20 protein-coding genes are annotated in these 26,362 nt (G+C 70.4%); 6 read left to right on the forward strand and 14 right to left on the reverse strand.

Annotated features, from left to right (window positions below):
- Positions 1 to 83: 83 nt before the first annotated feature.
- Positions 84 to 983: a cell envelope lipid trafficking protein PgfA gene (pgfA, locus tag MBA17_RS23520; protein ID WP_238498712.1), complete on the reverse strand. Its 900-nt coding sequence runs from the start codon at positions 981 to 983 to the stop codon at positions 84 to 86.
- 116 nt (positions 984 to 1,099) lie between these two features.
- On the opposite strand from pgfA (MBA17_RS23520), the gene MBA17_RS23525 reads away from it, so the two are divergent.
- A complete protein-coding gene (locus MBA17_RS23525; protein WP_238498713.1) occupies positions 1,100 to 2,341 on the forward strand; it encodes an acyltransferase family protein in 1,242 nt (413 codons plus the stop codon).
- Here MBA17_RS23525 and pgfA (MBA17_RS23530) read toward each other — a convergent pair.
- The 6 genes from pgfA (MBA17_RS23530) to MBA17_RS23555 all read right to left on the reverse strand — a co-directional run bounded on the left by pgfA (MBA17_RS23530) (position 2,226) and on the right by MBA17_RS23555 (position 14,448).
- Positions 2,226 to 3,326, reverse strand: a complete 1,101-nt coding sequence (gene pgfA, locus MBA17_RS23530) for a cell envelope lipid trafficking protein PgfA (protein WP_238498714.1) — start codon at positions 3,324 to 3,326, stop codon at positions 2,226 to 2,228. The genes MBA17_RS23525 and pgfA (MBA17_RS23530) overlap by 116 nt on opposite strands.
- Positions 3,323 to 7,432, reverse strand: a complete 4,110-nt coding sequence (locus tag MBA17_RS23535) for an alpha-(1->3)-arabinofuranosyltransferase domain-containing protein (protein ID WP_238498715.1) — start codon at positions 7,430 to 7,432, stop codon at positions 3,323 to 3,325. The genes pgfA (MBA17_RS23530) and MBA17_RS23535 overlap by 4 nt, the downstream gene beginning before the upstream one ends.
- Positions 7,433 to 7,440: 8 nt before the next feature.
- The gene (locus MBA17_RS23540; protein ID WP_455432824.1) at positions 7,441 to 8,727 is read right to left on the reverse strand and encodes a glycosyltransferase family 4 protein; all 1,287 of its coding nucleotides are present in this window, start codon (positions 8,725 to 8,727) and stop codon (positions 7,441 to 7,443) included.
- 375 nt (positions 8,728 to 9,102) lie between these two features.
- The gene (locus MBA17_RS23545; protein WP_238498717.1) at positions 9,103 to 11,121 is read right to left on the reverse strand and encodes a hypothetical protein; all 2,019 of its coding nucleotides are present in this window, start codon (positions 11,119 to 11,121) and stop codon (positions 9,103 to 9,105) included.
- A 358-nt stretch (positions 11,122 to 11,479) separates the two neighbouring features.
- Positions 11,480 to 13,678, reverse strand: coding sequence for an acyl-CoA dehydrogenase family protein (locus MBA17_RS23550; protein ID WP_238498718.1), 2,199 nt, complete (start codon positions 13,676 to 13,678; stop codon positions 11,480 to 11,482).
- A 122-nt stretch (positions 13,679 to 13,800) separates the two neighbouring features.
- Positions 13,801 to 14,448, reverse strand: a complete 648-nt coding sequence (locus MBA17_RS23555; protein WP_238498719.1) for a hypothetical protein — start codon at positions 14,446 to 14,448, stop codon at positions 13,801 to 13,803.
- Between the two features lie 121 nt (positions 14,449 to 14,569).
- Here MBA17_RS23555 and MBA17_RS23560 point away from each other — a divergent pair, with 121 nt between their 5' ends.
- Both MBA17_RS23560 and MBA17_RS23565 read left to right on the forward strand, forming a co-directional pair.
- Positions 14,570 to 16,048, forward strand: coding sequence for an AMP-binding protein (locus tag MBA17_RS23560; protein ID WP_238498720.1), 1,479 nt, complete (start codon positions 14,570 to 14,572; stop codon positions 16,046 to 16,048).
- Between the two features lie 9 nt (positions 16,049 to 16,057).
- The gene (locus MBA17_RS23565; protein ID WP_238498721.1) at positions 16,058 to 17,131 is read left to right on the forward strand and encodes a S1C family serine protease; all 1,074 of its coding nucleotides are present in this window, start codon (positions 16,058 to 16,060) and stop codon (positions 17,129 to 17,131) included.
- A 91-nt stretch (positions 17,132 to 17,222) separates the two neighbouring features.
- Here the strand turns inward: MBA17_RS23565 and MBA17_RS23570 are convergent, their stop codons facing one another.
- The gene (locus MBA17_RS23570) at positions 17,223 to 17,834 is read right to left on the reverse strand and encodes a TetR/AcrR family transcriptional regulator (RefSeq protein WP_238498722.1); all 612 of its coding nucleotides are present in this window, start codon (positions 17,832 to 17,834) and stop codon (positions 17,223 to 17,225) included.
- A 131-nt stretch (positions 17,835 to 17,965) separates the two neighbouring features.
- Here MBA17_RS23570 and MBA17_RS23575 point away from each other — a divergent pair, with 131 nt between their 5' ends.
- Together MBA17_RS23575 and MBA17_RS23580 are read left to right on the forward strand one after the other, a co-directional pair.
- A complete protein-coding gene (locus tag MBA17_RS23575) occupies positions 17,966 to 18,826 on the forward strand; it encodes an SDR family oxidoreductase (RefSeq protein WP_238498723.1) in 861 nt (286 codons plus the stop codon).
- A 219-nt stretch (positions 18,827 to 19,045) separates the two neighbouring features.
- Positions 19,046 to 20,566, forward strand: coding sequence for an FAD-dependent monooxygenase (locus MBA17_RS23580; RefSeq protein WP_238498724.1), 1,521 nt, complete (start codon positions 19,046 to 19,048; stop codon positions 20,564 to 20,566).
- Positions 20,567 to 20,587: 21 nt separating this feature from the next.
- Here MBA17_RS23580 and MBA17_RS23585 read toward each other — a convergent pair whose 3' ends face one another.
- Positions 20,588 to 21,310: a GbsR/MarR family transcriptional regulator gene (locus MBA17_RS23585; RefSeq protein WP_238498725.1), complete on the reverse strand. Its 723-nt coding sequence runs from the start codon at positions 21,308 to 21,310 to the stop codon at positions 20,588 to 20,590.
- A gap of 356 nt (positions 21,311 to 21,666) precedes the next feature.
- On the opposite strand from MBA17_RS23585, the gene MBA17_RS23590 reads away from it, so the two are divergent.
- Positions 21,667 to 22,896 (forward strand): serine hydrolase domain-containing protein, encoded by a 1,230-nt coding sequence (locus MBA17_RS23590; protein WP_238498726.1) that lies wholly within the window; start codon positions 21,667 to 21,669, stop codon positions 22,894 to 22,896.
- Positions 22,897 to 22,931: 35 nt separating this feature from the next.
- On the opposite strand, the gene MBA17_RS23595 is transcribed toward MBA17_RS23590, so the two are convergent.
- The 5 genes from MBA17_RS23595 to MBA17_RS50525 form a co-directional block, all read right to left on the reverse strand.
- Positions 22,932 to 23,876 (reverse strand): hypothetical protein, encoded by a 945-nt coding sequence (locus tag MBA17_RS23595; protein ID WP_238498727.1) that lies wholly within the window; start codon positions 23,874 to 23,876, stop codon positions 22,932 to 22,934.
- Positions 23,873 to 24,757 (reverse strand): hypothetical protein, encoded by an 885-nt coding sequence (locus MBA17_RS23600; RefSeq protein ID WP_238498728.1) that lies wholly within the window; start codon positions 24,755 to 24,757, stop codon positions 23,873 to 23,875. The genes MBA17_RS23595 and MBA17_RS23600 overlap by 4 nt, the downstream gene beginning before the upstream one ends.
- A gap of 506 nt (positions 24,758 to 25,263) precedes the next feature.
- Positions 25,264 to 25,665, reverse strand: coding sequence for a hypothetical protein (locus MBA17_RS23605; RefSeq protein ID WP_238498729.1), 402 nt, complete (start codon positions 25,663 to 25,665; stop codon positions 25,264 to 25,266).
- Between the two features lie 311 nt (positions 25,666 to 25,976).
- Complete coding sequence (locus tag MBA17_RS23610) at positions 25,977 to 26,231, reverse strand: P-loop NTPase family protein (protein WP_238498730.1); 255 nt, start codon at positions 26,229 to 26,231, stop codon at positions 25,977 to 25,979.
- Positions 26,225 to 26,356 carry an ATP-binding cassette domain-containing protein gene (locus MBA17_RS50525; RefSeq protein WP_455432827.1) on the reverse strand — a complete coding sequence of 44 codons (132 nt, stop codon included), beginning with the start codon at positions 26,354 to 26,356 and terminating at the stop codon, positions 26,225 to 26,227. Before MBA17_RS50525 ends, MBA17_RS23610 begins: the two co-directional genes overlap by 7 nt.
- Positions 26,357 to 26,362: the final 6 nt, after the last annotated feature.

The raw sequence follows: 26,362 nt of genomic DNA on the forward strand, positions 1-26,362 counted from the left end.
GGGAACACGTTCTACCCCTGGGCGCAACGCGCGGAAAGGCCGCCGAGACGTCTCGGCGGCCTTTCCGGGGAACCGTGCTCGGATCACGCGTCCGAACGGGTGCGGCGCAGGCCCAGCAGGAAGCCGGCGATGATGACGACGACGCCGACCGCGAGCAGGACCAGCGGAACGGTGGACTTGACCAGGGTGATCTGGCTCTTCGCGTCCTTGGCGTTGCGCACCAGGTCGTCGACCGTCTGGGTGGTCATCTTGGCGGTGGCCACGAGGGCGACCGACCGATCGACGCCGTCCTGGGTCTTGAGCACCTCGTGGCGCTGCTGCTCCTGCTTGACGGGAGAGCCGCTCACGGGCTCGATCCAGAAGGTGTTGACGCCGTCGTAGACCCGGTCGACCTGGACGTCCCCGGCTTCGGTCATGCCCAGCGCGGACGCGGGCGCGGAGCGGGTTTCGGTCTTGGTGGGCGGTACCACCTGCTCGAACTTGTAGACGCTCAGGCCGTTCACCGACTCCTCGGCCACGAACTTGGCCTCGAAAGCCTTCTGTGCCGTGGAGTTGAAGACCGGATACGACTTCTTCTCCACGTCGAAAGGCCATTTGTAGATCTGGCCGCTCAACTGCACGGGCTGCTTGTCGATGTTGGAGCCACAGCAGTCGACGCCCACTCCGGTGTACTTGTCGAAAGCGCTGCGACGCTGGGAGTAGTCGATTCCGGATTTGTTGTTCGTCACGTCGTCGATGGCCGTGAATTCATCCCAGACGACGTTGTCGCCCTTCGCCTCCTTCACATCGCCTCTGGTCGTGACGGTGATGTTGAGGTTTCCGGTGAGGACTTTGAGGTCGCCGGCGCTGAAATACTGCGCGTTGGCCGCCTCCAGTCTGCTCACGCCGTACTGGTCGGCCGGGGCGGCGACGATTTGCCCCGCCACCTGAAAACGGATGAGCGGGGCGAGCACGATCAGGAACGCCCCGATTCCGATCAGCACTACACCGATGACGCGACGCATCGCTTCCTCCAGGGGCAGTCAGCAGGAACTCGCCCTATAACAAGTTCCACTATGTTAGTGGCGGGCCTGACCTACGTCACCAGGGATGCGGAAAAGTGACCGAACTAAGTTCTGTCCCAGCGGACGGCCGGAGCAGCGAGGCGCCCGCCGTAGAGGGCCATCTCGACGCGCTCGACGGGCTCCGCGCGGTCGCGGCGCTCATCGTGCTGGTCTACCATGTCGCCGCGCAGACGGGTTTCTCCTTCCAGGAGGGCTTCTTCAACAGCCTGGTGGCGCGGGGCGACATCGGGGTGCCGATCTTCTTCCTGCTGTCCGGGCTGCTGCTCTACCGGCCGTGGGCGAAGGTGGCGCTCGCCGGCGGCGAAGCCCCGCGCGTCCGGGGCTACCTGTGGAAGCGGGTCCTGCGCATCCTGCCCGCCTACTGGCTGGTCGTCGCCGTGGCGTTGCCGCTGTGGTCACCGCAGGCACGTGATCCGCTCGACTGGCTGCCGCTGCTGCTCCTCGCCCAGAACTACGTGACGGACGCCTGGTGGACCGGGCTGGGTCCGGCGGGACTCGGGCAGATGTGGAGTCTGTCGGTGGAGTTCGCCTACTATCTCGCCCTCCCGCTGATCGCGCTCGGCCTGCACGCGGTCGCCACCCGGGGGAACCCGGGCGTCCGCACCCGTGCCCTGCGGCTGCTCGCCGGACTCGGCGTCCTCGCCTCGCTGTCCTTCCTGTGGATCATCCCGATGCACCTGGCCCCCGACGGCATCGAACTGGGCCTCTGGCTGCCCCGGCCGATCATCTACTTCTGCGTCGGCATGGCCCTGGCCGTGATCACGTTGTGGGCCCGCGACGACGAGGGCGTCCGCCGGTTCACCCACGGCATCGCCCAGTCCTGGGTGACCTGCTGGATCATCGCGGCGTTCGTCCTGATGATCGCGGCGACCCCGCTGACCGGAGGCCGGTTCCTGCAGATCCAGGACGCGTGGACCGACGCGTTCGAGACGACCCTCTACACGGTCTTCATCATCGCCTTCATGGCCCCGGTCGCCTTCCTGCCCCCGGGCAGGACCCCGCTGCGGACGCTGCTCGGCAACCGGGTGATGCGCTACCTCGGGCGCATCTCCTACGGGATCTTCCTCTGGCAGTTCGTGGTGATCCTCGGCTACTACCGGCTCACCGGGCAGCCGGAGTTCACCGGCGACCTGCTGAGCGGGGTGATCGTGTGCGCGGCGGTCACGATCGTGGTCGCCGACCTGAGTCACCGGATCGTCGAGGCTCCCGCTCTCCGCCTGCACCGCTTCCTGGCGCCGAAACAGCCGAAGCAGCCGAAGCAGCCGAAGCAGCCGTAGCAGCCGTAGTCGTCGAAACCCCCGAAACCCCCGAAACCCCCGAAGCCCCCGAAGCCGCCGAGACGTGGACCCGCCAGCCGTACCCGATGAGGAGCGCGCCGGCCAGTAGCAGCACTCCGGGCACCACCAGCCCGGTGACCGTGACCCAGGTGCGGAACGCGTTCGCCTCGGCGGCGCTGTACCGCTCGTCCCACTCGGAGGTGCGCAGGTCGGCGGCCAGCGCCAGCACCTCGCCCCGCCGGTCGGCGGTGCGGAGGGTGCGCGTGAGGTTCTCCCTGATCGAGACGACGATCCCGCTGGCCGGCTCCACCCAGTAGGTCCGCCGGCCGTCGAGGAAGGCCGCGGCGGGCACCTCCGCCCGGCTCTTCAGCCCGAGCACCCTGCCCGGCAGGGGCAGCGCGGGCTGCGCGATCCGGTCGTTGACGAAGCGCTGGACGTACCGGTGCGCGCGGACGCCCGCCACCTCCTCGATGCCGTCGAACCGCGCGGTGACCGCCCTGCGCACCACCGGGTCGTAGACCTGGTACGCCGTGGGGCGCGCGCCTGCGGGCCAGCGGAAGGCGAGACCACGGGGACGCGCCTGGTCGTCCGCGTCCACGTAGGCGCCGCAGCAGTCGACGATCTCGCCGCTGCGCCGGTCGAAGGGGACCCGGCGCTCGTGGTAGTCGATGCGCGGCCCGCGGACGGCGGTCAGCGAGAGGAACTCGGTCCACACGGCGGTGTCCCCGGTGCCGGCCAGGGCGTCGCCGTACCTCGCCATGGTCATCTCGACGCCGACCCCGCGGCGCGACTCCAGCCGGGCCGTGTCGAAGACGGTGGCGTTCGCGGCGCTGAGATGGATGACGCGGGACTGCTCGACGGGCAGGGCCGTCCCCGAGGGGTACACGTGCAGGCGCACCAGCAGGGACAGGGTGAGCAGGAAGGCTCCGGCCGCCAGCAGCAGCACGCTCTGCTGCGCACGGCTGATCACGCGGTCTCCACTCACGATGTCTCCACGAGTACGGCCGGCCGCGCCCCGGCAGCCGCGCCGGGATCGCCGGGCGGCGCGTCCGGCCGGACCGGCGTGCCGATCGCGGCGAACAACAGGCCGAGTACGGCGAGGCTCGCCAGTTGCGCGACCTGCTCCGCGCCCGCGGCGAGCGCCACGCCCGCCACGCCCAGCCCGGCGATGACCGGCCACGGCGAGGTGAAGAGCCGGGCGGCCAGGAACCACCGGCCCGTTCCGTGCTCGGCCAGCGCGACGTGCCGCCACCAGATGGCCAGCGCGCCGACGACGCCGACGACGACCGCCGCGGCGAGGCCGTCCACCCAGAAGCCGAGCAGCGGCGCGAACGGCCACCACCGGGCCGCCCGGATCCGTGCGGGACCGGCCGCCGGCAGGTCGGGCCGGGGCCGCCGGCGGATCACGGCCGCCACGAGCACCAGCGCGACCAGGACCCAGCCGACGGCGAGCGAGACCTGGTAGAGGCGGTCGGGGCCGTAGACGATCGTGACCGCCCCGTCCGTGGGGGGCAGCCGCCACGCCTGCCGCCAGCCGTCCAGGCGTACGGGTTCCAGCGTGCGGCCACCCGCCTTCGCCTCCCAGCCGACGTTGAAGTTCTCGTTGACCACCAGGTAGGAGGGCTCGGTGGTGCTGACCGCGATCCGGCGTTCGCCGGGGCCCCAGGTCTCCACCCGGGCGGGCGTCATGGTCGTCGCCGGGGCCGTGGCCGCGTCCGCCGCCCGGACGACGAGCGAGTCGACCCGGAACCCCTGGACCGACGGCGCGCGCACCCGGGCCTGGCCCTCGCCGATCGCCACCGGTTCACAGGTCCGATAGGTCAGCGGCGTCCCGTGCAGCACGTCGCGCATGGTCCCGGCGACGATCTCGGTGAGCACCCGCTTGCCGTCCACGAAGAGCTGCGGGCCCAGGCCGCAGGGCACCGTGACCGGGACGGCGTCGTAGGACGGCAGCGGATCCACGCCGGGGACGGCGACGCCGAGGATCTCGACGGGCCGCCGGCCCGCGGCGCTGAAGGTGAGCTTCACGCTGCTCGCCCGCAGCGGCGCGAACCGGATCCAGCCGTCGGCCGAGGCCCACGCGTGCCGGGTCCCGCCGTCGGTCTCGATCGTGACCCGCACGGGCGGCGCGCCGAGGCGGAGGTCGGGGAAGTCGACCCGGATCCGGGAGAGCCTGACGGTCCTGCCCAGCTCGGCGGTGAGCGAGGGGCTGATGTCCTGGTCGGCGGCGTACCAGATGGTCCGGCGGTCGTCGTCGAACGCCGCCCACGGGCCGGTGGCGGGCACGTCGCTCTTCGTGGAGGACGCCGTGACCTTGGGATACACGCCGGGGAAGGTGAGCATGCGGGTCGCCAGCCGCTGGTCGGTGAGCGTCGTCCTGCCGGTGAGCACCCGGTCGCCGCCGGTCCTGACGGGGAACGACCGGTCGAAGCCGTACCCGTCGTCGCCGAGCACGCCCAGCTCCGGCGCGCAGGTCCACGCGTACGACCCGCGCATGCACGACGGGACGGCGTCGGTACGGCCGGTCACGATCGTGCGGTCACCCGCGCCGGGCAGGTCGGGCACCACCAGGGTGCGTTCCGCCCGCACGCCGGGGATCGACACCTCCAGGATGCCGGCCCGGCCGTCCGGCCCGGCCGTCCGGCTGATCTCGATCCGCACCCGGGAGGTCGTGCCGCGCCGCACGTTGAGGGTCTGCCAGCCGCCCGCCGGGGTCAGCCGCGTCCGGGCGGTGCCCGCGTCCGTCTCGACCGTGACCTCGGTGACGTCGGCGGTGTCGTCGGAGTCCTCGAACACGGCTTTCAGCGGGCTGACCTCGATCGGGCCGGTGAACTCGATCTCCAGCCACTCCTCGGTCGGCGGTTCCCACCCGGTGGACCGCCAGCCGGTGCGCACGTCGCCGTCCACCGCCGCGTACGGCTGCCGCCCGGGATCTCGGAGGTTCGGCAGCGCGTCCAGCCCCGACTCCGAGGAGGACGCCCGCACTCCCGCGACCTCGCTCAGCCACGCGACGGTCTTCGGCTCCGCCCAGGCGGGATCGGTCAGATCCTCGACCGGGCCCACGCTCTGGAACGCGTCGTCTCGTGCGAGCGTGGCCGTCGCCGCCCTGCGCAGGTCGCTGACCGACAGGTCACGGCGGCGCATGGTGTCGGTGAGCACCACCTCGTCCGCGTCGCCCGGGTCCGCGCCGAGGAACACCGGCCGGTCGTCGGTGAGCACGCCCTCCTCCGCCATCGTGAGCAGCGCCTCGGGCCCGCCGGACACCCGCAGCGGCTCCCCCGTGACGGTCCCCGCGATCGGCCTGGCCCCGCTCACCTCGTAGATCTCCAGAGCGGAGTACGGCTGGTCGAACCAGCCCGCCGCGGTGGTGGTCTCCTCGAAGCCGACCCGCGGGCCGAAGCCGCGGACCCGGGTCAGGCCGGGCGAACGGTCGAGCGTCTCGTGGACCCTGGCCGGCCACGCGCCGGCCAGGGCGACCCGGTCCAGGTCGTTGCGTACCACCAGGTAGCGCACGCCGATCCGGCGCAGCGTGGCGGTGAGCCCGGCGGAGCCGTACCCGCCGGCGAAACGGTCGTCGATCGCGTCGATGAGCCGCGACCCGCCCGCCGACCCCCAGGGCACGTTGGTGTTGCTCACCCAGCGCGCCTTCTTCAGCAGGGGCTGCAGCGGTTCGTCCAGCGGACGTCCCCACACGTACTCCCCCCGGCGCGCGCCGGGCACGGCCAGCACCGCGCCGAGCTCCGCCCGGTCGTCCAGCCAGGCGGCGGCGTCGCGCCAGTAGCCGGGCAACTCGCTGAACGAGCCGCTGGGGGCGATGCCCGCACTCGCCACCGGAACGAGGCTGAGCCCGACCAGGCAGGCCCCCCCGAACGCCGCCGGCAGCCGTACGGCGGGGCGTTTGAGACCGACGAACGAGACGAACGCGGCCAGCCCCAGCACGAGCGGCAGCCGGACCACCGCGTTGAACTTGTGCAGGTTGCGGAACGGGGACAGCACGCCGTCCAGCAGGTCCCTGATCGGCTCGGCGAGCGGCCCCGCGTGCCCGGCCACCAGGATCGTCACCCCCACCAGCAGCGTGCCGACCAGGAAGGCCCGCTCGGGGGTGCGCCTGAGCGTGAGCCCGGCCAGCCCCAGCCCCGCCAGCAGCGCGGTCCCCACCACCAGCCACGCCGCCGAGGTGTGCTCGTACCCCGCCGGCAGGTACGGCCGGCCGTCCACGGGCAGGAAGGCGACCCAGTCGTTGACGCCGCGCAGCACGTTGGTCAGCGAGCTCACCAGGGTCGTGGTGCGGGCGTTCTCGGTGTAGGGCATGAAGGAGAAGACGTACCTGCCGAGCAGGACGAGCGGCACCAGCCACCACAGCGACACGGCCGCGATCGCGGGCAGCCACCAGCCGACCAGCCGGCGCTGCCGGGGGCCCCACCGCCGGGTGAGGAGATAGACGCCGGGCACGACGAGGACGGCCAGTTCGGCGGAGGCGTTGATCCCGCCCGCCCCCACGAAGGCGAGCGCGGACAGGCAGGCGGCGCGGCGCGGGCTCAGCGTCCCGTCGCTGCCCCGCACCAGCGGAAGCATGATCCACGGCAGCACGGCGCTGGGCGAGAACTCCGCCGAGTTGAAGCCCATGAGCGCCTGGGCGTGCGGGGCCAGCGCGTAGGCGAGGCCGGCGACGACCCCGGCCAGCGAACCGCCGAGCCGCATCGCCCGGACGAGCTGGACGACGCCGGTGAAGGCGACGCACAACACCAGCGCGACCCACAGCCGCTGGATCGCCCACGGCGGCATGCCGAGCTGCGCCCCGGCCGCGTAGAAGGGACCCATCGGGAAGAGATAGCCGTACGCCTGGTTCTGGAGCTGCCCGAAGAAGGTCGGCTCCCACATGTGCAGCGCCCGGCCGAGGAATCCCAGCGGGTTGACCGTCATGTCGAGCTTGGTCTCGGCGATGATCCGGCCGGGGGCCATGGAGAAGGCGACGGCCGCCAGGAAGGCGCAGCCCGCGAGGAGGCGGAGGCGGTGCCGCAGCCGCGTGTCGGAAGCCCCGAACTCGGCGGGCGACGACGCCAGCCGGCCAATCCACGAGTCAGAGGTCAATTCGCTGCTCAGGTCGGGTCGGTCTCACCATTGGCGAGACACAGCGGTCGGACGGGAGCCGCATATCCCAATCTGTCCAGTTCCGCGGCTATCAGCCCGGTCATGCTAGCGCCGGTCCTCCCCCAGGTGAACTCTGCGGCCCACGTCTGGCAGGCCTGCTGGACCTCGGCGCGGCGTACCGGGTCCGCCAGTTCCCGCAGCGCGTGCCCGACCACGTCCACCAGGTGCTCGCCGTCCCGTACCAGCCAGCCGGTCACGCCGTGCCGTACCGAGTCGCGGAGCCCGCCCACGTCGTAGGCGACCGTGGGGATGCCGAGCGCGGCGGCCTCGATCACCGTCAGCCCCCAGCCCTCGAACTCGGAGGCGGTCACGTTGAGCCGGGCCGCGCCGAGCACCGCGTTCTTGCCGGCGTCGCTGAGGTAGCCGTGCAGGTGGACCCGGCCGGCCGCGCCGAGTTCGCGGGCCCGGGCGGCGAGCCTGTCCTGCTCCTGGCCGCGTCCGACCACGTGCACGTGCAGGCCGGGCCAGGAGCCGTCGAGCTGGGCGACGAGGTCGATCACCCGCTCGACCCGCTTGTGCCCTACCAGCCTGCCGAGATAGACGACGGCGGGATCGCCCGCCACGTCCGACCCGTCCGGGACGGGGCGCACGGCGGGGTTGCCGTTCGGGATCACCTGGATGGGGGCGAGCCAGCGCAGCCGTCCGCGCAGCTCGGACCGCGACGACTCCGAGACGGTGACGGTGACGCAGCGGCGGTAGAGCAGCCTGGCCACCGGGCCCTCGATGAAGCAGCCGATCCTGGCCAGCCAGCGCGGGAAGAACGCGTAGAACTGGCGGTCGTGCACATGGTGGACGAGGGAGATCACCGAGGTTCTGCGGCCGGTGACGAGCGGGGCGAAGAAGGGGATGCCGTTCATGCAGTCGATGACCACGTCGAAGCGCCGCCGCCGGAGCAGCAGCCAGAGCGGGATCAGCAGGTAGATCGTGAACCGGTTGCCCATCCGCCTGAGCTCGATCCCGTCCCGCCGCTCGGCCCTGTGCTGCCCGTGCTCCCTGCCGGTGGCGAACCAGACGGACGCGCCCTGGCCGATCAGATGCCGGCTGACCTGCCAGGCGTACTCCTCCGCGCCGCCGGCCGCCGTCTGCCCCGGTTCCCTGAAGTTCAGCACCGCCACCCGGACGCCGGGCAGCCTCTGGGCGTCCACGACCGCCGTCTCCGCCGCCAGCCGCGGCCTGCTTGACGCGATCTTCCCTGGCACCGCGTCCGTTCCTTGGACTCGCACCGATTCAGGCATGACGGAACCAGGCACCCCTCTCTTCGGGCTGTCCCGACACGGATCTCCGGCGCAGGACGCCGGTGGCGGATCTCTGTGGGGCCGGCGAACCGACCCCACAGGATCACTTGACGCCGTAGTTGTAGAGCGGCTTGTTGGGCGGCTCCGGAGTGGGAGAGGCCACGTTGACGACGGCCATGGAAGCGCCGAACGCCAAGATTGCCCCAACCGCCAGAGCGGCGATCACTCGCACCACCGAGCTTCTCCCTCCAATGCGCGGGGAACGCACAGTGTGCCGAGACTAGAACGCGTCACAGCCGCTGTGCCAGGGGTTTGGTCAAACCGTGATAATACAAGCTACTGTCGGGTAACCATGATTTAGCACATCAGGGTAGGTCACAGACGGAGCAGAAGGACATGCCGGCCGTCGATGACCCGGTGGGCTCCGGGCAAGTGGGATAGGAACGTGTTCTCATGAGGCCGCTGGATGAGCACATAGCGGACGCCCTCGGCGATCAGGCGAGCCGTCCACGGCCCATCTGCTCCCACGCCCGGCTCCGTGCCTGTTTCGGTGCCCGGTTCGGCACCTGTTTCGGCACCCGGCTCCGTGCCTGTTTCGGCACCCGGTTCCGCGCCCGGCTCCGTGCCCGTTCCGGTGCCCGGTTTCGTGCCTGTTCCGGTGCCTGTATCCGTGCCTGCGACGATCGAGCCGACCCGGCGGGCGACGGGGTCCTCGGCCGCCAGCCGTACCACGCCCCGGCCCCGCACCTCGACGAGGAGCCGATCGTCCCAGATCACCCGGCGCGAGAACAGCTTGGTCGCCGGGTCGAGCATGATCCGCCCGCCGTTCCAGCCGAACGCCCGGTAGGCGCTCCAGGGCAGCGAGAGCAGCGCGCCCGGCGCCGGATCGGCGTTGACCACGGCCTGCACCCGCCGCAACTCCTCCGGATACTCGACCGCGACCAGCCTGCCGAACCCGCCGAGCGCGAAGGTCGGCAACACCAGCAGAGGCACCAGCACCGCCGCCGCCCCCACGACCCTCCCCCGGCGACCCGGCGCCACGGCACGCCGCACCCACCCCACGGCGGCGGCGAACCCGACGGCCTGCACCAGCACCAGCGGCGCCACGTACACCTGCCCGTCACGCAGCGGCCCGAAGCCCGCCCACCACCCGAGCATCGCCCGGAGCAGTCCGGGCGCGTACGCCCCCGCGCAGGCGACGGCCAGACCGGCACAGGCCGCCACCAGCAACCCACGCCAGTACGGCGGCCGCCCCGCCCCGCGCAACGCCAGATACCCGGCCAGCGCCGTCAGCGAGAGCGCCAGCCGTACCGAGGCGAGCCACCAGCCGTCCTGACCCGGCACCCCCGCCTCCGCGTTCCACACACCCCCCAGCGAGAACAGGCTGCCCAGCGTCCCGAACGGCCCATCGGCCCGCGCCGCGAACGCGTCCACCCCCGCCGGATCGGTGACCACCCCGCCCCGGGCCGACGCGAGCACCCCCGGCACCGCCCAGGGCAGACTCAGTACGGCGAGCAGCCCGAGAGCCGACGGCCAGCGGCGACCCGAGACCGGCAGCACGACCAGCGCGGTCACCAGCATCGCCTGGAACCCGCCGATCGCGGCCGGTACCAACGCGAGCGCCAACCGCCAGACACCCGCCCCGCCCCGCGACCTGCTCCACAACCTGGCCCGCACCCCGACCCGCACCCCGACCCGCGACGTACTGAGCGATCCAGCGCCCAGCTCCACAGGCGATCCAGAGGCCGGCTCACCGCGCGTCCCAGCGCCTGACTCTGCGCGCGATTCAGCGCGCGACCCGGCGCGCGACCCCGCGCCCGACCCCGCGCCCGACCCCGCGCCCGACCCCGCGCCCGACCCCGCGCCCGACCCCGCGCCCGACCCCGCGCCCGACCCCGCGCCCGACGCTACGCGCGATCCCGCGTGCGACCCGACGCGCATAACCGTGGCGGCCCGCACGGCCCACGGCAGGCCCGCGACGCCGAGCAGCAGCGCCCACTGGCCGAGAAGCAACCGCTGGGCGAGATAGGCGTTCCACACGAAGAAGACGGCGGCGGCGAGCCGTTCGACCTTCCGCTCGGCGGGCAGCAGCGACGCCGCCCCCGCCGCGCCCAGCACGAAGATCCCGAGCAGCACGATCTTCTGCACGACCTGCGACGGCAGGACCACGGCCAGCGCCGCCACGACGAGATCGCTCGGCACCGCCCTGGGAAACCCCGACTCGGGCCAGACGAACGGCGGATCGGGCACGAAGACCATGTCGTACCGGAGCGCGAACCCGGGCCCGAGAGCCGGCCACAACGCCAGCAGTCCCAGCGCCAGCCCGAGCAACGGAACCAGCCAGCGCGCCAGGAACTCCCGAACGCGCCGAGCCGAAGTCCCTCCCAGGGACATCACTCCGCGCCCGGCTCGCACCGCCTCAGCGACCCGGCGCGAACGTGGCGACCAGGCAGGTCGGAGTCACCGGCCGAATCCCCGACCGGACCGCAGCGTGAACGGCCACTTCCCGCCGTATCCCCTCGGACATGGGCGAAAGCCTAACCCGGGACCAACTCCCGCGAACCAGCCAGACGGTCACCTCCTGGAACCCGCCCCCGCCAAACTCGGACAACGGCCGCCACTTGCCCCGAACCCGTTCGCGCGAATCCCGGGCAGACGGCCGCCACTTGCCCGGAACCCGTTCGCGCGGGTCCCGGGCAGGCAGTCGCCACTTGCCCGGAACCCGTTCGCGCGGATCCCGGGCAGACGGTCGTTACTTGCCCGGATCGGGGTCGCGGGGCAGGCCGAGCATGCGCTCGGCGATGATGTTGAGCTGGACTTCGGTGGTGCCGCCGTAGATGGTCATGGCACGGGTGGCGAGGACCGCGCGGTTCCAGTAGCCCGCGTCGCCGAGCTTCATGTCCGCAGCGATCACGGCCGAGGTGCCGAGCAGGCTGACCGCGCACTCCGACACGTGCTGGGCGTGCGAGGTGGACAGCAGCTTGCGCACCGACGCCTCCCCGCCCGGCTCCGCGCCCGCGAGTTGCTTGAGCGTCACCCGCAGGGACAACGCGTTGATCGAGTGGGCCTCGCAGACCACGTTCGCGAGTTCCTGCCGCTCGGCCGCCGTCAGTTCCCTGCCGAGCCTGCCTGTCAGGCCGAGCAGGTCGGATACGGCCGCGCCGGTGCCACCCGACCCCGACGAGAGCGAGACCCGCTCGTTGGAGAGGGTGTTGCGCGCCACCCGCCAGCCGTTGTCGACCTCGCCGACGACCAGCTCGTCCGGGATGAAGACGTCGTCGAGGAAGACCTCGTTGAACAGGTTCTCGCCGGTCATCTCGGTCAGCGGCCGCACCGTCACGCCGGGGGCCTTCATGTCGACCAGGAAGTAGGTGATGCCGTCGTGCTTGGGCTTGTCCGGGTTGGACCGGGCGATGCAGATGCCCCACTCCGCGAAGTGCGCGACGGAGGTCCAGATCTTCTGGCCGTTGAGCTTCCAGCCGCCCTCGACCCGATCCGCCTTCATCTGCACCGCCGCCAGGTCGGAGCCCGCGCCCGGCTCGCTGAACAGCTGGCACCAGATCATCTCGCCGCTCAGGGTGGCCGGCAGGAAGCGGTCCTGCTGCTCCTGCGTGCCGTACACGGCGATGGACGGCACCACCCAGGCGCCGATGATCATCTGCGGCAGCTTGACCTTGGCCGCGCGCAGCTCCTGGTGGATGAGCACCTGCTCAAGCGGCGAGGCGCCCCGGCCCCACGGCCTGGCCAGGTGCGACATCACGAACCCGCCCGTGGCCAGCGCCCGCTTCTGCTCCTTGCCCTCCAGCGCGGCGATCTCCGCGATCTCGGCACGGAGCCCGGCGCGCACCGAATCGGCCTCCGCCGGCAGGTCGATCTCCATCTCCCTGGAGACACCGTTGAGCGACAGCTCGGCGACGCTCTCCGCCCACTCGGCCGAGGAACCGAGCAGTGCGCGCAGCGTCAGCGCACGCCGGTAGTAGAGATGGGCGTCGTGCTCGAAGGTGTAGCCGATGCCGCCGAAGGTCTGGATCGCGTCCTTCGCGCACTGCACGGCCGCGTCCGGGGCCATCACGCCGGCCACGGCGGCGGCGAAGGCCAGTTCGTCGCCCTCGGCGCGGGTGGCGTCCCACACGGTGGCGCGGGCCTGCTCCAGCGCGACCAGCATCCGCGAGAGCTTGTGCTTGATGCCCTGGAACTGTCCGATGGGCCGCCCGAACTGCTCCCGGACCTTGGCGTAGTCGGACGCCGCCGCCACGCACCACGCCGCCACGCCGGTGGCCTCGGCGCCGAGCAGGATCGCCGCCAGCGTGTGGACCTGCGACCCCTTGAGCCCGTCGAGCACCCGCTCGGCGGGTACGGCGACCGCCTCGACCTCGACCTTGGCCACTCCCCTGGTGAGGTCGAGCGACTTCAGCGGCGTCACGGTGACGTCCTCCCGCGACAGGGCGATCCACTCCTCGCCGTTGTCCGTGCTCACCGGCAGTACGAGCACGTCGGCCAGCGCGGCGCCCAGCACCGGCTCCGCCGTACCCGTGACGGTGAGGACGCCGTCGTCGTCGTGCGTGCCGGTGAGCGAGCCGCTGAACGCGACCGCACCCGTCAGGCCGCCCTCCGCCATCGCCGGAAGCAGCTCGGCGCGCGCCTTGCCGTCCGAGGCGAGGATCGCCGCGCTGGCCAGCACGCTCGGCACGTACGGCCCGGGCGCCACCCGCTCGGCCAGCGTCTCGATGGCGACGGCCGCTTCGAGCAGACCGTACCCCGAGCCGCCGTGCTCCTCCGGCAGGTGCAGCCCGAGCAGTCCCTGCCCGGCGAGCCCCGCCCAGAATTCCGGCCGCTCCTCGGCCTCCGCGCCCACCGCCGCGCGAACCACTTCGGCGGGAATGTTCCGCTCGGCCCACCCGGCCACCGACTCCCGGAGCGCCTCGTGCTCCTCGCTCAACCCGATCGCCATATCAACCCTCCGCTTGGCTCGTTCCCAGAATCATATTCTGGAACATCCTTCCACCGCGAGCCCGCGTCTGCCCCGCACCACCAAAACGGGATCCTTCGGGGGCCGGGACGGCGAAACGAGGGTCAGGCGGGCTGGTCGCCGGAGAACACCAGGAAGATCAGGAACACGATGACCACCGTCACCAGCGTGCCGCCGACGCCGTACACGACCCTGATCGGCACGTCGCCGATCCGCTGCATCAGCCGGTCGGCCACCCCCCGGCCGCGCGGCCCCCTCGCCCCGGCGGGCCGCTCCGGAGAGGGCGCAGGCACCGGCCCCCGCTTGAGCCAGGGCGCTTCCCGCTCGGCCCAAGACGCCTTCCGCTCGAACTGGGGCGGCTCCTGCGCGAACCGAGGCGGTTCTTCCTGCGCGAAGCGGGACGATCCCTGCGGAAACCGAGGCAGTTCCTGCGCGAACCGGGGCGCCTCCTGGGCAGGACGGGGCGGTTCCTGGGTGAACCGGGGCGCCTCCTGCGCGAACCGGGGCGCTTCCTGCTGGCGCCGTGGCGGTTCTGGGAGCCGGGGGCCTTCCTGCCGGAACGGCCCGGCGGACGGCTGGCGGAGGAACGTCAGAGTCTGCTCACCTTCTCCGAGGTCTGATTCAGGGGGCGCGCCCGGCGGCGGAGGGCCGGTCGGGCCGATGCGCGGCATCGGTGTGGTGACATCCTCGGGAGGCAGGGAGGGACGCTCGTGATCACGGCGCCCCGAGGGGTCTTCTCCGACGTCCGCCATGACCAAAAGGCTATGTCACACGGGTCCGCGCCGCGCCCTGTCGCCGAGAGGCATCCAGATGCGGCCCAGGTCACCGGCGCTCCCCTGTCATCAACAGAATGAAATTCTGTATGGTCTCCCCATGAACGGCTTCTTCGAGATCGCCGCCGCCGACCCGGAACGCCCCGCCGTCTCCGGGCTCACCTACGGCGAACTGCTCGGCCGGGTCAACCAGGCGTCCAACGGCCTCCTCTCGCTCGGCTGCGTGCCGGGCGACACCGTCGTCACCGTGCTGCCCAACGGAGCCGACGCGATCACCATGATGCTCGCGACCTACCAGATCGGGACCTACCTGGTCCCGGTCAACTGGCACTACACGGCCGAGGAGATCGGCTACATCCTCGCCGACTGCTCCGCCAGGGCCGTCGTCACCTGCGAGGCGTACGCGCACACCGTACCCGAGACGGCGATCCCGCCGGGCACCGCACGGTTCGCCGGGATCGGCGACCTATTGGACGGCCGGCCGACGACGGCGCCCGCCCACCGGCGCGCGGGCTCGATGATGCTCTACACCTCCGGCACGACCGGAAAGCCCAAGGGCGTCCGAAGGCGGCTGCTCGACCTCACACCCGAGGACCTGTATCCCATCCTGATGCGCAAGAGCTGGCGGCACTTCGGCCTGCCCGAGGGCGGGGTGCACCTGGTCGCGTCACAGCTCTACCACTCCGCCCCGTACGGCCAGGCCATGATGGCCCTGCAACTCGGCCATTCGATCATCGCGCCGGAGCGCTTCGACGCGGCGGAGACGCTGGAGCTCATCGAGCGACACCGGGTGACCAACACGTTCATGGTGCCGACCATGTTCCACCGGCTGCTGACCCTGCCGCGCGGCGATCACGACCTGTCGTCGCTGACCCGGCTCTACCACGGGGCCGCGCCCTGCCCGCCCGCCACCAAGCAGGCGATGATCGACTGGCTGGGGCCGGTGCTGTGGGAGTACTACGGCTCGACGGAGGCGGCGGTCGCCACGATGGTCTCCTCCCAGGAGTGGCTGGCGCGGCCGGGAACCGTGGGCCGGGCGCTCGACGGGATGGCGTTCACGATCCTCGACGACGAGGGCCGGGAGTTGCCCGCCGGGGAGCCCGGCCTGGTCTACATCAGCGGCGTCAACCGGTTCGAGTACCACGGTGACCCGTCGAAGACGGCCGCCACCATGCGCGGCCGTCTCTACACGCCGGGCGACATCGGCTACCTCGACGACGACGGCTACCTGTTCCTCTGCGACCGCCGGACCGACCTGATCATCTCGGGCGGCGTCAACATCTACCCGGCCGAGATCGAGGCCGTGCTGCTCGAACATCCGGCGGTGGCCGACGTCGCGGTGATCGGCGTGCCCGACGAGGAGTGGGGGCACAAGGTGGTCGCGCTCGTCGAGCCGGAGCCCGCCTCCGCGCCGGGACCGGAGCTGACGGCCGCGCTGCTGGATCACTGCGCGCCCCGGCTGGCCCGGCTCAAACACCCGCGCCTCATCGAGTACCGGGAGCGGTTGCCGCGCACCCCGACGGGCAAGCTCAGCAGGAGCGGCCTGCGCGACGGGTATCTGACAGGTGACCCTGGGTAGTAGCCCTGCATGGGGAATGTGACTCGTCGTGTCGGAATCGTCGCCGCCGCGCTCATGGTGGCAGCGGGCTGTGGCGTCACCCAGTCGTCCGCACCGGCCACGCCACCGGCGAGCACGCCGGCGGCGAGTCCGTCCCCGACGCCGGCGAACGGCGCGATGGCCCTGGAGGACACCTACGAGCAGGTCATCGCCAACGTGCTGCCCTCCATCGTGCAGATCACCACGAAGACCGGCCTCGGCTCCGGCGTCGTCTACGACACCGGCGGGCACATCATCACCAACGCCCACGTGGTCGGGCAGGCCGAGACCTTCGAGGTGACACCGGCCACCGGCGGTTCGCCGAGAAACGCGAAGCTGGTCAAGTCCTTCCCCGACGGCGACCTCGCGGTGATCAAAGTGGACGACCCCGCCAAGCTGGTCCCCGCCAAATTCGGCGACTCGGCGAAGCTCAGGGTCGGCCAGATGGTGCTGGCCATGGGCAACCCGCTGGGCCTGTCCGGCAGCGTGACCAACGGCATCGTCTCCGCGCTCGGCCGTACGGTCACCGAGCCGGCGGAGGCGGGGTCGCCCGAGGCCACGATCGTCGACGCGGTCCAGACCTCGGCCGCGATCAACCCGGGCAACAGCGGCGGAGCGCTGGTCAACCTGTCGGGCGAGGTCATCGGCATTCCCACGCTCGTCGCCGCCGACCCTCAGGCGGGCGCCGCCGCCACCGGCATCGGCTTCGCGATCCCCAGCAACACCGCCACCGACATCGCCCGCCAGATCGTCACGAGCGGGAAGGTCACCAACACCCGGCGGGCCGCGCTGGGCATCACCGCCAGCGTGGTCGTCGGCCCCGACGGCCAGCCGGCCGGAGTGAACGTCATCCGCGTGACCCCGGGCGAGGGCGCCGACAAGGCGGGCATCGAGCCGGGCGACGTGATCGTCGCGGTCAACGGCGAGGAGACCCCGACCACCTCGGCCCTGACGGAGGTCCTGGCCTCCCAGCGCCCAGGCGACAAGGCCAAGGTCGAAGTCCTGCACCCCGACGGCACCACCACGACCGTCACCGCCACCCTCAGCGAACTGCCGGGCAGCTGAAGGCATCCCACTGCGACGAGGCGAAGTACAGCCTTTGGCCTGTACGGATCCTTAGCGTCGCAAAGGAACTCAAGGGCGGTTTCGGCAAGCCTCAGCGACGCGGGCGCAGACCGTTGAGAGCGGTCTTGACGATGCTGTCGGCATAGCCGGGGGTGAGCGCTCCGCCGCGCTGGAGCCATCGGTTGAGCAGCGGTCCCCAAAGCAGGTCGACGGCCACGTCGAGATCGAGGTCCTCGGCCAGTTGCCCGGCCCGCTGGGCGCTGCGCAGTCGTTGTTTCTTCAGCTCTCTCATCGGGCCGCCCAGTCGTTCCGCGTAGAAAGCGGCAAGCGCCGGATCGTGCGTTATTTCAGTGTTCAGGGCGCGCATCGGCTCGTCGTAGCGCGGATCGTTGAGCTCTTCGATCGTGGCTCGGAGTACCGCCTTCAGGTCTGCCTCCAGATCACCGGTGTCGGGCAGGGCGGTTTCTCCGCCGTCTGGTTGCTCACTGAGCATGAGGAACGCATCGAAGAGCACCGCCCCCTTCGAGGGCCACCAGCGGTAGATCGTCTGCTTGCCGACACCGGCCCGGGCTGCGATGCCCTCGATGTTCAGCTTGGCGTATCCCACCTCCTGCACCAACTCGAAGGCTGCGGCGAGGATGGCCCGCCGGGAGGCCTCGTTCCGGCGGGTCGTGTGGGAGGAGGGCTTGCGCTGTGTCGTCATGCCGTAAACCTAACAAACGAACGAGACGAGACGGTCCGTCTTGACTCGACAAAGGGGGTCCGGTACCGTCACTCTTCGAGACGAGACGGATCGTCTCGAAGAGAAGTACGCAACCGATCGGAGTTCTGCATATGCGCACCCCGGATACCGCCCCTACCCGCACCTGGTTCATCACGGGAGCCAGCCGCGGCCTGGGCCGTGCGTTCGCTCTCGCCGCGCTGGAGCGCGGCGATCAAGTGGCCGCCGCCGCCCGGACCATCACGCGACAGGACTTCGACGACCGGTACGGAGACCGGCTCCTTGCCCTTCCCCTGGACGTGACCGACCGCGACGCGGTGTTCGCCGCCGTGAACGCCGCCGTCGAGCACTTCGGCCGGCTCGACATCGTGGTGAACAATGCCGGGACCATGTCCTCGGGCATGGTCGAGGAGTTCACCGAGGCCGAGGCGCGCGCCCAACTGGAGGTCAATCTCTTCGGGGCGATGTGGGTCTGCCAGGCCGTCCTGCCGCACCTGCGTGCCCAGGCATCCGGTCACATCGTGCAGGTCTCCAGCATCGCCGCCCTGGGTGGCTTCCCGAGCACCGGGATGTACAGCGCGAGCAAGTTCGCGCTGGAGGGCATGAGCGAGGCACTGGCGATGGAGGCCGCGCCGTTCGGCGTCAAGCTCAGCATCCTCCAGCCCGGCGGCTACTGGACCGACCTCTACACCAGCATGACGACGACGTCGCCTTCGGCGGAGTACGGCCCGTTGCGCGCCGAGTTGGAGAAGCAGTGGGGCGAGGGATCGATCGACAGTGAGCCGCGTCTGGCCGCCGAGGCACTGCTGAAGCTGGTCGACAGCGAAGACCCACCGCTGCGGATGCTGCTCGGCAGCATGGTCTACGATCTGGCTTTCGACATCTCCCGCCGGCGGATGGAGACCTGGGCCGCCTGGGAGCAGGTCAGCCGCGCCGCCGAACACGCCGTACCGGCCCCCGAAACCGCCGGTTGACCGGCGGACCGGCGTCAACACCGGCCTTTCCGACACCAGAACCGCCGCACCGGCAGCTCCGCCGAGTCCACTCGGCCATGCCGACATCAGGAGGACGCTCATATGCGCATCGGTCATCCCTCATCCGGCACCCAACCCGTCCCTGCCGAAACCCGCGGAAACGTTGGCGGCGACCGGGCCGCGCGCGGACGCGACGAAACCCCGCGAGAGGAGCGGCCGATGACGGACGCCGATGTGATCATTGTGGGGGCCGGGCCGACCGGCCTGATGCTGGCCGCCGAACTTCGTCTGGCCGGGGTGCGACCGCTGGTGCTGGAGCGGCACCCGCAGCGCCGAGACACCCCCAAGGCCGGTGGTCTCGGCGGGCAGATCCTGGAGCTGCTGCGCTACCGAGGCCTGCTGGAACGATTCGAAGCAGCCTGCACCGGCCCTGCTCCGGCTCCTCGTTTCCCGTTCGGCGGGGTGCACCTGGACTTCACCCAGCTGGCAGATCCGCCGATGCATGCTTTGTCGCTACCGCAGCAGAAACTCGAGCGGCTGCTCGACGACCGCGCCGGCGAACTCGGTGTCGACATCCGCCGCGGACACCAGGTGGTCGGGGTGAGCCAGGACGACGCCGTGGTGAGGGTGGACGTGCGGGGCCCGGACGGGCCGTACCAGGTTTGCGCCCGTTACCTCGTGGGTTGCGACGGGGCACGCAGCCGGGTCCGTGACTGGGCCGCCATCGGCTTCCCCGGCACCACCTATCCAGAGGTCAACCGGCTGGCCCAGGTCACCCTGCCCGAGACGGTGACCAAACACGGCAACGGCGATCTCGAGGTCCCCGGCTTCGGCACGATCCGCGCGGGTTTCACCCGGACGGACCACGGCCTCTTCGGAGTCGCCGCGTCGCCCGACTCCCGGTTCGTCTCCCTCTACACGATCGAAGACGAGACCACCGAATACGACGACGACACACCGATGACCGTGACCGAACTCCAGGACAGCCTCCACCGCGTGCTCGGCGTGCGGTTGCCCGTGGGAGAAGCGATCCGGCTGTCGCGGTTCACCTTCAAGGCCCACCAGGCCGAGCGCTACCGCCACGGGCGGATCCTGCTGGCCGGTGATGCGGCGCACCTGTTCCCCGCCACCGGTGTGGCAATCAACGCCGGCATGCTGGATGCGGTCAACCTGGCATGGAAGCTGGCCGCCGACGTCCACGGCTGGGCGCCGACCGGCCTGCTGGACACCTACCACGGCGAACGCCACCTCGCCGGCGCCCGCACCATGCTGCACACCCGAGCCCAGGTGGCACTGCGGCGCGGGCACGACCCGGCCGCCGAAGCACTCCGGGAAGTCTTCCAGGAACTACTCGCCGACGAGCAGCCGCTGCGCCGGATGGGAGCCCTTGTCGCCGGCACCGACATCCGCTACCCGATGCCCGGCTCCCACCACCACCCGTTGGCCGGCACCTTCGCACCCGACCTCACCCTGCACACCGACCAGGGCATGACCAGTGTCGCGGAACTCATGCACACCGCTCGGCCCATCTTCCTCGACCTCGCCGACCGCCCGGACCTCCGCGAGACCGTGCGTGGCCGGGTCGAGATCCGTACCGCCAAGACCGATCAGCGACCGGCCGACGCCCTGCTGATCCGCCCGGACGCCCACATCGCCTGGGCCGCGACCATCGACGAACCCGCCGACACCGCCGCGCCCGCGCTGCGAGAAGCACTCTCCGCCTGGTTCGGCACACCCTGAAACGACGACCGGATCACCACACTATTCCCCGGCGTTCCGGGCACCCGGGCGCCTTCGCCACTGCTCTATGACCTGCCGGAACGCCTCGGTCACCAGAACAAGAAGTTCGGCGGAGGATTCGAAACGGGCGCCCGCCGGGGTCGCGGCCCCGAGAATCTCGGCTCCGCGCCGCGATGCGGCCGCCAGGGCGTCGTTCATCTGCTGAGCCGCAAGGAGGGACCGGAGCCAGATCTCATCGTCCATGACATAGCGTTCGCGGCGCCCACCGGGAACCCGTTCCCGCTTGAGCGTTCCCTGCTGTTCGAGGAAGGCGACGGCGTGCGAGACCGACGCCGGGCTGACGCGAAGCCGCTGGACCAGGTCGGCGGCGGTGAGAGTGCCGGAGTCGGTGACGTACAGGCAGGCCAGCACCCTGGCCTCCATCCGGGGCATGCCCTGCTGAACGAGGAGAGCGGTGAAGGACTGCGTGAAGTCCCGCACCGCGAGGGGGTCACGCCCATGGCCGCCGTCGGGGATCGTCGGCACCGGAGGCTGAGCCTGCTTGCGCCGGCGCGCACGATGCCGTGTGGCCTCGTGCGCCACGTCCGCCCCGTAATCGTCGGGTCCGCCATTGCGGGTGACCTCCCGCATGATGGTCGAGGCGGGCCGCCCCAGACGCCGGCCGATCTCTGCGTATCCGAGCCCCTCGGCCAGCCACGCGGCGATGTGCTGACGATCCTCATTGGTGAGTCTGCCTCCGGGCATCGGTGCTCGGCCCCCCTCTGTCGACACGCGTGAAGCTCGGCGACTCCGCTGCAAGTGTGCGTTCACCGGCAGCCCATTGCAATTCTCATCTTGATCTCCCATTGCATTCAGCATCACAATCATTGCAATGCGAGCCTACTGAGCCGAATTTAGCAGGTCAGATGCGCCATTTTCTATGTTGACGAATACATGAACGCAAAGTACTGTCGCAGATGTTCAGCGATTCCCGAACACTAGCGGGTGCCAGTGGCACCGCCGAGGGAGTCCTGTGACCGAGCTCCGACTCGCCGAGGCCATGAGCGCCACGCCGGGACAGGGCTCGCAGAAATCGACCACTGTTCGCAAGGAGATCGATGATGGAACACGGCAATAGAGGCTTCTCCGAGGCAGGGCTACGCAGACTGCACGACGTGCTGGCCAGGCATGTCGAGTCCGGGAAGATTCCCGGACTGGTCGCCCTGGTCGGCCGGGGCGACCAGACGCACGTCGAAGCGATCGGGACGATGCGCCATGACGGCGGCGCGCCGATGCGCCGGGACACGATCTTCCGGATGGCCTCCACCTCCAAGCCGGTGGCGATGGCGGCGGCGATGGTTCTGCTGGATGAGTGCCGGCTGCGACTGGACGACCCGGTGCAGCCGTGGCTGCCGGAACTGGCCGACCGGCAGGTGCTGAAGCGGATCGACGGCCCGCTGGACGACACCGTGCCGGCCCGGCGGCCGATCACCGTACGAGACCTGCTGACCTCCACCTTCGGACTCGGCATGGACATGACGGCACTGGGCACCCCGATCATGAACGCCATCTTCGAACAGGGCCTCACACCCGATCTGCCGGAGCCGATGCCCGGACCGGATGAGTGGATGCGCCGCCTGGGCACGCTGCCGCTGATGCACCAGCCCGGACAGCACTGGCAGTACCAGATCAGCCACGACGTCCTCAGCGTGCTCATCGCGAGGGTCACCGGCCAGCCGTTCGAGACGTTCCTGCGCCAACGCGTCTTCGACCCCCTCGGCATGAAGGACACCGGTTTCCACGTCCCCGCCGACCAGATCGACCGGCTGCCCACCCTCTACGCTCCCGACCCCCAAACCGGCGAATTCCACGTGTGGGACGAAGCTGTGGGCGGACGATGGAGCCGGCCACCGGCCTTCCCGGGCAGCGGCGGCGGGCTGGTCTCCACCGCCGACGACTACCACGCCTACTTCCGCATGCTGCTCAACGGCGGCATGCACGGCAGCCAACGCGTTCTGTCCCGGCCCGCCGTCGAACTGATGACCACCAACCGGCTCACCCCCGAACAGCAAGCCGCCCGGCACGCCATGGCCACCAACAACGTCCACATCTCCTTCGGCCAAGGCCAGCACGGCGGCTGGGGCTTCGGCATGGCGGTACGCACCTACCGCGGCGACTACGCCCCCATCGGCCAGTTCGGCTGGGACGGCGGAGCCGGCACCACCACCTACGCCGACCCCGCCAACCAACTCACCGGCATCCTGCTCACCCAGGTCGGCATGTCAGCCCCGAACGCGGCACACCTCATCCACGACTTCTGGACCACGCTCTACCAGGCACTCGACAACTGACCCCAAGCCCCCATCGAATCCAAATGAGTCACGCTCTAATGGGCGGGCAGGCGGCTCACCACCTCGGCGGCCGCTTCGCGCATCTCCGGGGTCACCTTGCCGTCTTCCTTGTTGTACGGGATCTCCAGGACGAGGTTGCTCACCCGCACCCACAGCGTCACCCGGGACCCGTACTTCTCGGAGAAGGCCTCGTCCCCCAGACCCTTCACGGGTTTGGCCGGCTCTTCAGCCCACCTCCTGTAGTAGGCGAAGATCTCCTTGGCCACGGTGATCCCGCTCTTGCCCTGCCACGCTCGCGCGTGCCGCACCTTGAGCCCGCCGCATTGGGTCGCCGACTTGGGGACGCCCTCCGGCAGCAGGGAGCAGGCGTACGGCGCCGCCGCGAAGCGCCCGTCCGACGGGTTGACGGTGGGCCCGGGCCGGTCCATGGCTTCGGCGACCCACTGCGCGGCCTTCAGCGCACGCTCCTGGTGCTGCGGGCCGGGCGGTGCCTGCCAGCCGTAATTGATGTTGATCACCGCATTGCTGAGCCGGAAGGTCAGGGCCGTGGCATGCAACCCTATGGGGGGTGCGAGGATGAACGACTCGTCACCCACATTCGCGTTGACGTGAGGTTCGGGCGGGTCCGCGACCAGCATCGTGGGAAAGGCGGAGTCCGGGGGCTTGGTGAAGAAGGAGTGAGCCGCCGCCACATCGGCGGCCAGGTGGACGCCGACCTCGAGCGTATATCTCGCGGGCGGCGGCAGCCCGGGGCTCGGGGTCGACCAGGTGCATCCCGCTTCGTCATATTCCTGCTCGGCGAGCGTGACCAGTTGTTCCACCTGCTCGACGGTGAGCAGTGAGCAGGGATCGAGGGCCCCGGCGAACCTACCGGGCCCGGACGGCGGGGGACTCGCGGCCTGGGCCGGGCGAGGCGGCGCGGGATCCGCCGAGCAGGCGGCGGTGAGCAGCAGGAGTACGGCCATGGCCATTCTGATCACGGCAGTGCCTTCACGATCCACCGTGCGGCCTGCTCGGCCTTTGCCGGGTCGCGCGCCTGCACGTAGCCGATCAGGTTGGCCTTCCTGAAGGCCACCACCGGCAGGCCGGGTATCTGGGGTGTACCGGGATAGAAGGCGAGCGCCTCGTCCGCGATGTCAAGGGCCGCCGACTCCGGGTCTCTCCATCCGGCGAACATCTCCTTCGCCTGGGCGATGCCGTCGCCCGCCGGGCCGCGCCGGGGAGCCCAGAATTGCAGCTTCAGCTGCGGATCCCATGCCGTGTTCGGTTTCTCCCACGTGCAGGTCGCGGAGTGCGAGGTCCGCGCGTAGGCCTCCGGGTCGACGAGCTTCTCCGTTTGTTCAGGGCTGAGGAGGGCGCACGCGATCGGTGGCTCCGCGTAGGTGCCGGGGGCTGGCGTGGGCGTCGGTTCAGGTGGGCCCATCCGGTCGAGTGCGGCCGCCATGCGGCGGCTCACCGACACCGCGCCCTGACGCAGGCGGTGGGCGCTCACCGGCCGGTCGGACGCGAAGTACTCGACCTCCACCAGGAGGTTGCCAGTGCGGAAGAGAACCTTGACGAACTCTACTTGCTTGGTGCCCGCGGAGAGGTGGTCGAGCAAGTGGGCCTCGTCCCCCACGCCCTCCACCACCCGTGCTTTCGTGGTGGTCACTTCGCGGAACTTGTTATTGATCCATTCGGAATCTGGGGAATTGTCCGGGCGGAGGTCGACGATCAGGCGCCTGCGGTACTCCTCGTGAGCCTGCGCAGAGGTGCGGTCCCAAGGGTCCCCGTCCGAAGTGACTTCCCTGACCGTCAGTTCTGCGCCCCGCTGTGTCCAGACACAATATTGCCCGTCCAGCCTGGTGTCGGCGTCGGGCACGAGCCGCTTGACCAGGTCCCGGTCGACGGTCGCGCACAGGTCGACCGGCGCGGGGAACCTCGGCTGAACCCCTGGGGGGAGCGGGTTGAGCCATAACATCAGGGCGATCACCAGGTGCACCAGCGGACCCTACCGGTGCCGGGTATGTTTCCGGTATGGCCGCCAAATCCGGTGATGGGGCACGCTGGCGTCCGAGATCAGACCGGCGGTGGAACCTGCCCGGCGACCTGATCGAGCGCAAGGCACGCCGCTTCACCCGAGCAACACACTGGACGGATGCGCACCTTTCTCCCGGGGTGACGCGCAGGCCCTCGTCGAGGCATGAACAGGAGCATGCCCGCCGACCCCGTCACCACCCGATGGTGATGCGAGAAGGTGCTCCCCCGACGGCCTGATCGTGGCCGAGGACGGGGGCCGGGGGGATGGCAGGCTGCGCCTGCACCACAACGATCGCCTGCCAACTCACGCCCCAGGCCAGACCATATAACCCTCACATTTGAAGGTCTCTAGCAGGCGCCGATCCATTTGACACTGAAAATGTTAACTCTCTCCTTTTTGGTGAATTTCTTGATGGTCGTGCCATCGCCCGGCGGATGCAGGCAGATTGTCTTCTTGGATTCGCCGAAATAGTTGTAAGTAACGCGGATATGGTCGGCGCCGGCGACTCTTTTTCCGTTATTCCTGATCCACGACGACCCTCCGTCGAATGTGTGGGTGTGAGTCAGGTTCCCGCTGTACTGCCAGAGGGGATACCTGGGCGGGTCATAGATGCAGAAGTTCCCGCTCTTACATCTGTCCACAGGGATATCGCCGGCTGTGGCGGCTTGTGCGGGGGCGGCGGCCAGTGTCAACGTCAGGAAGGTTGCGGTCCCGAGTGAGACGGCGGCTCCCTTGAGGTGTTTGAACATGGCAACCGTTCTACAGGGCGCCGATATGGTTCGGATTTAGATCGCCTATAAGAAGCCGACTATCGACTCAAGCGCAAGCAGGTCAACGAGTGAACCGCGGACACCGTGCCGTGGTGATCGCCAGGGCGCTCCGGGGGTGGTGATTCTTCCGGGAGCGACGCAGTCGGGGGCGGCTCGCGCGTGGGTGGGCGTCAGTCGGTGTGGGCGTTGCTGCCGGCGGCCCTGGAGGCGTCGGCTTCGACGTGATCGGCCGCGAGACGAAGGCCAGGGCCGAGGCGGTACGGATCGCCGACCGCCTCGGCCCCAGGGGATCAGGCCAGGCTGTCGAGCCACGCCTGGTGCAGGCCCGCGAAGCGACCTGAGCCGGCGATGAGCTCGTCGGGCGGGCCGTCCTCGACGAGCCTGCCGCCCTCCATGACGAGGACCCGCTCGGCGATCTCGACCGTGGAGAGCCGGTGCGCGATGATCAGCGCGGTCCGGTCCGCGAGGATCGTCCGCAGCGCCCGCTGGACCAGGCGCTCGCTGGGTACGTCGAGGCTGGAGGTCGCCTCGTCCAGGATCAGCACGGCAAGAAACGGGAGATCAGCTTGGCCAGCGTGGTCTTCCCGGCACCGGTGGCGCCGACCACGGCCACCGTCTGCCCCGCCGGGATCCGAAGGTCGAACGTCGGCAGGATCGGCACGTCCGGCACGTAGGA

The organism is Dolomitihabitans soli (assembly GCF_022213955.1).
Taxonomy (GTDB): Bacteria; Actinomycetota; Actinomycetes; order Streptosporangiales; family Streptosporangiaceae; genus Streptosporangium_A; species Streptosporangium_A soli.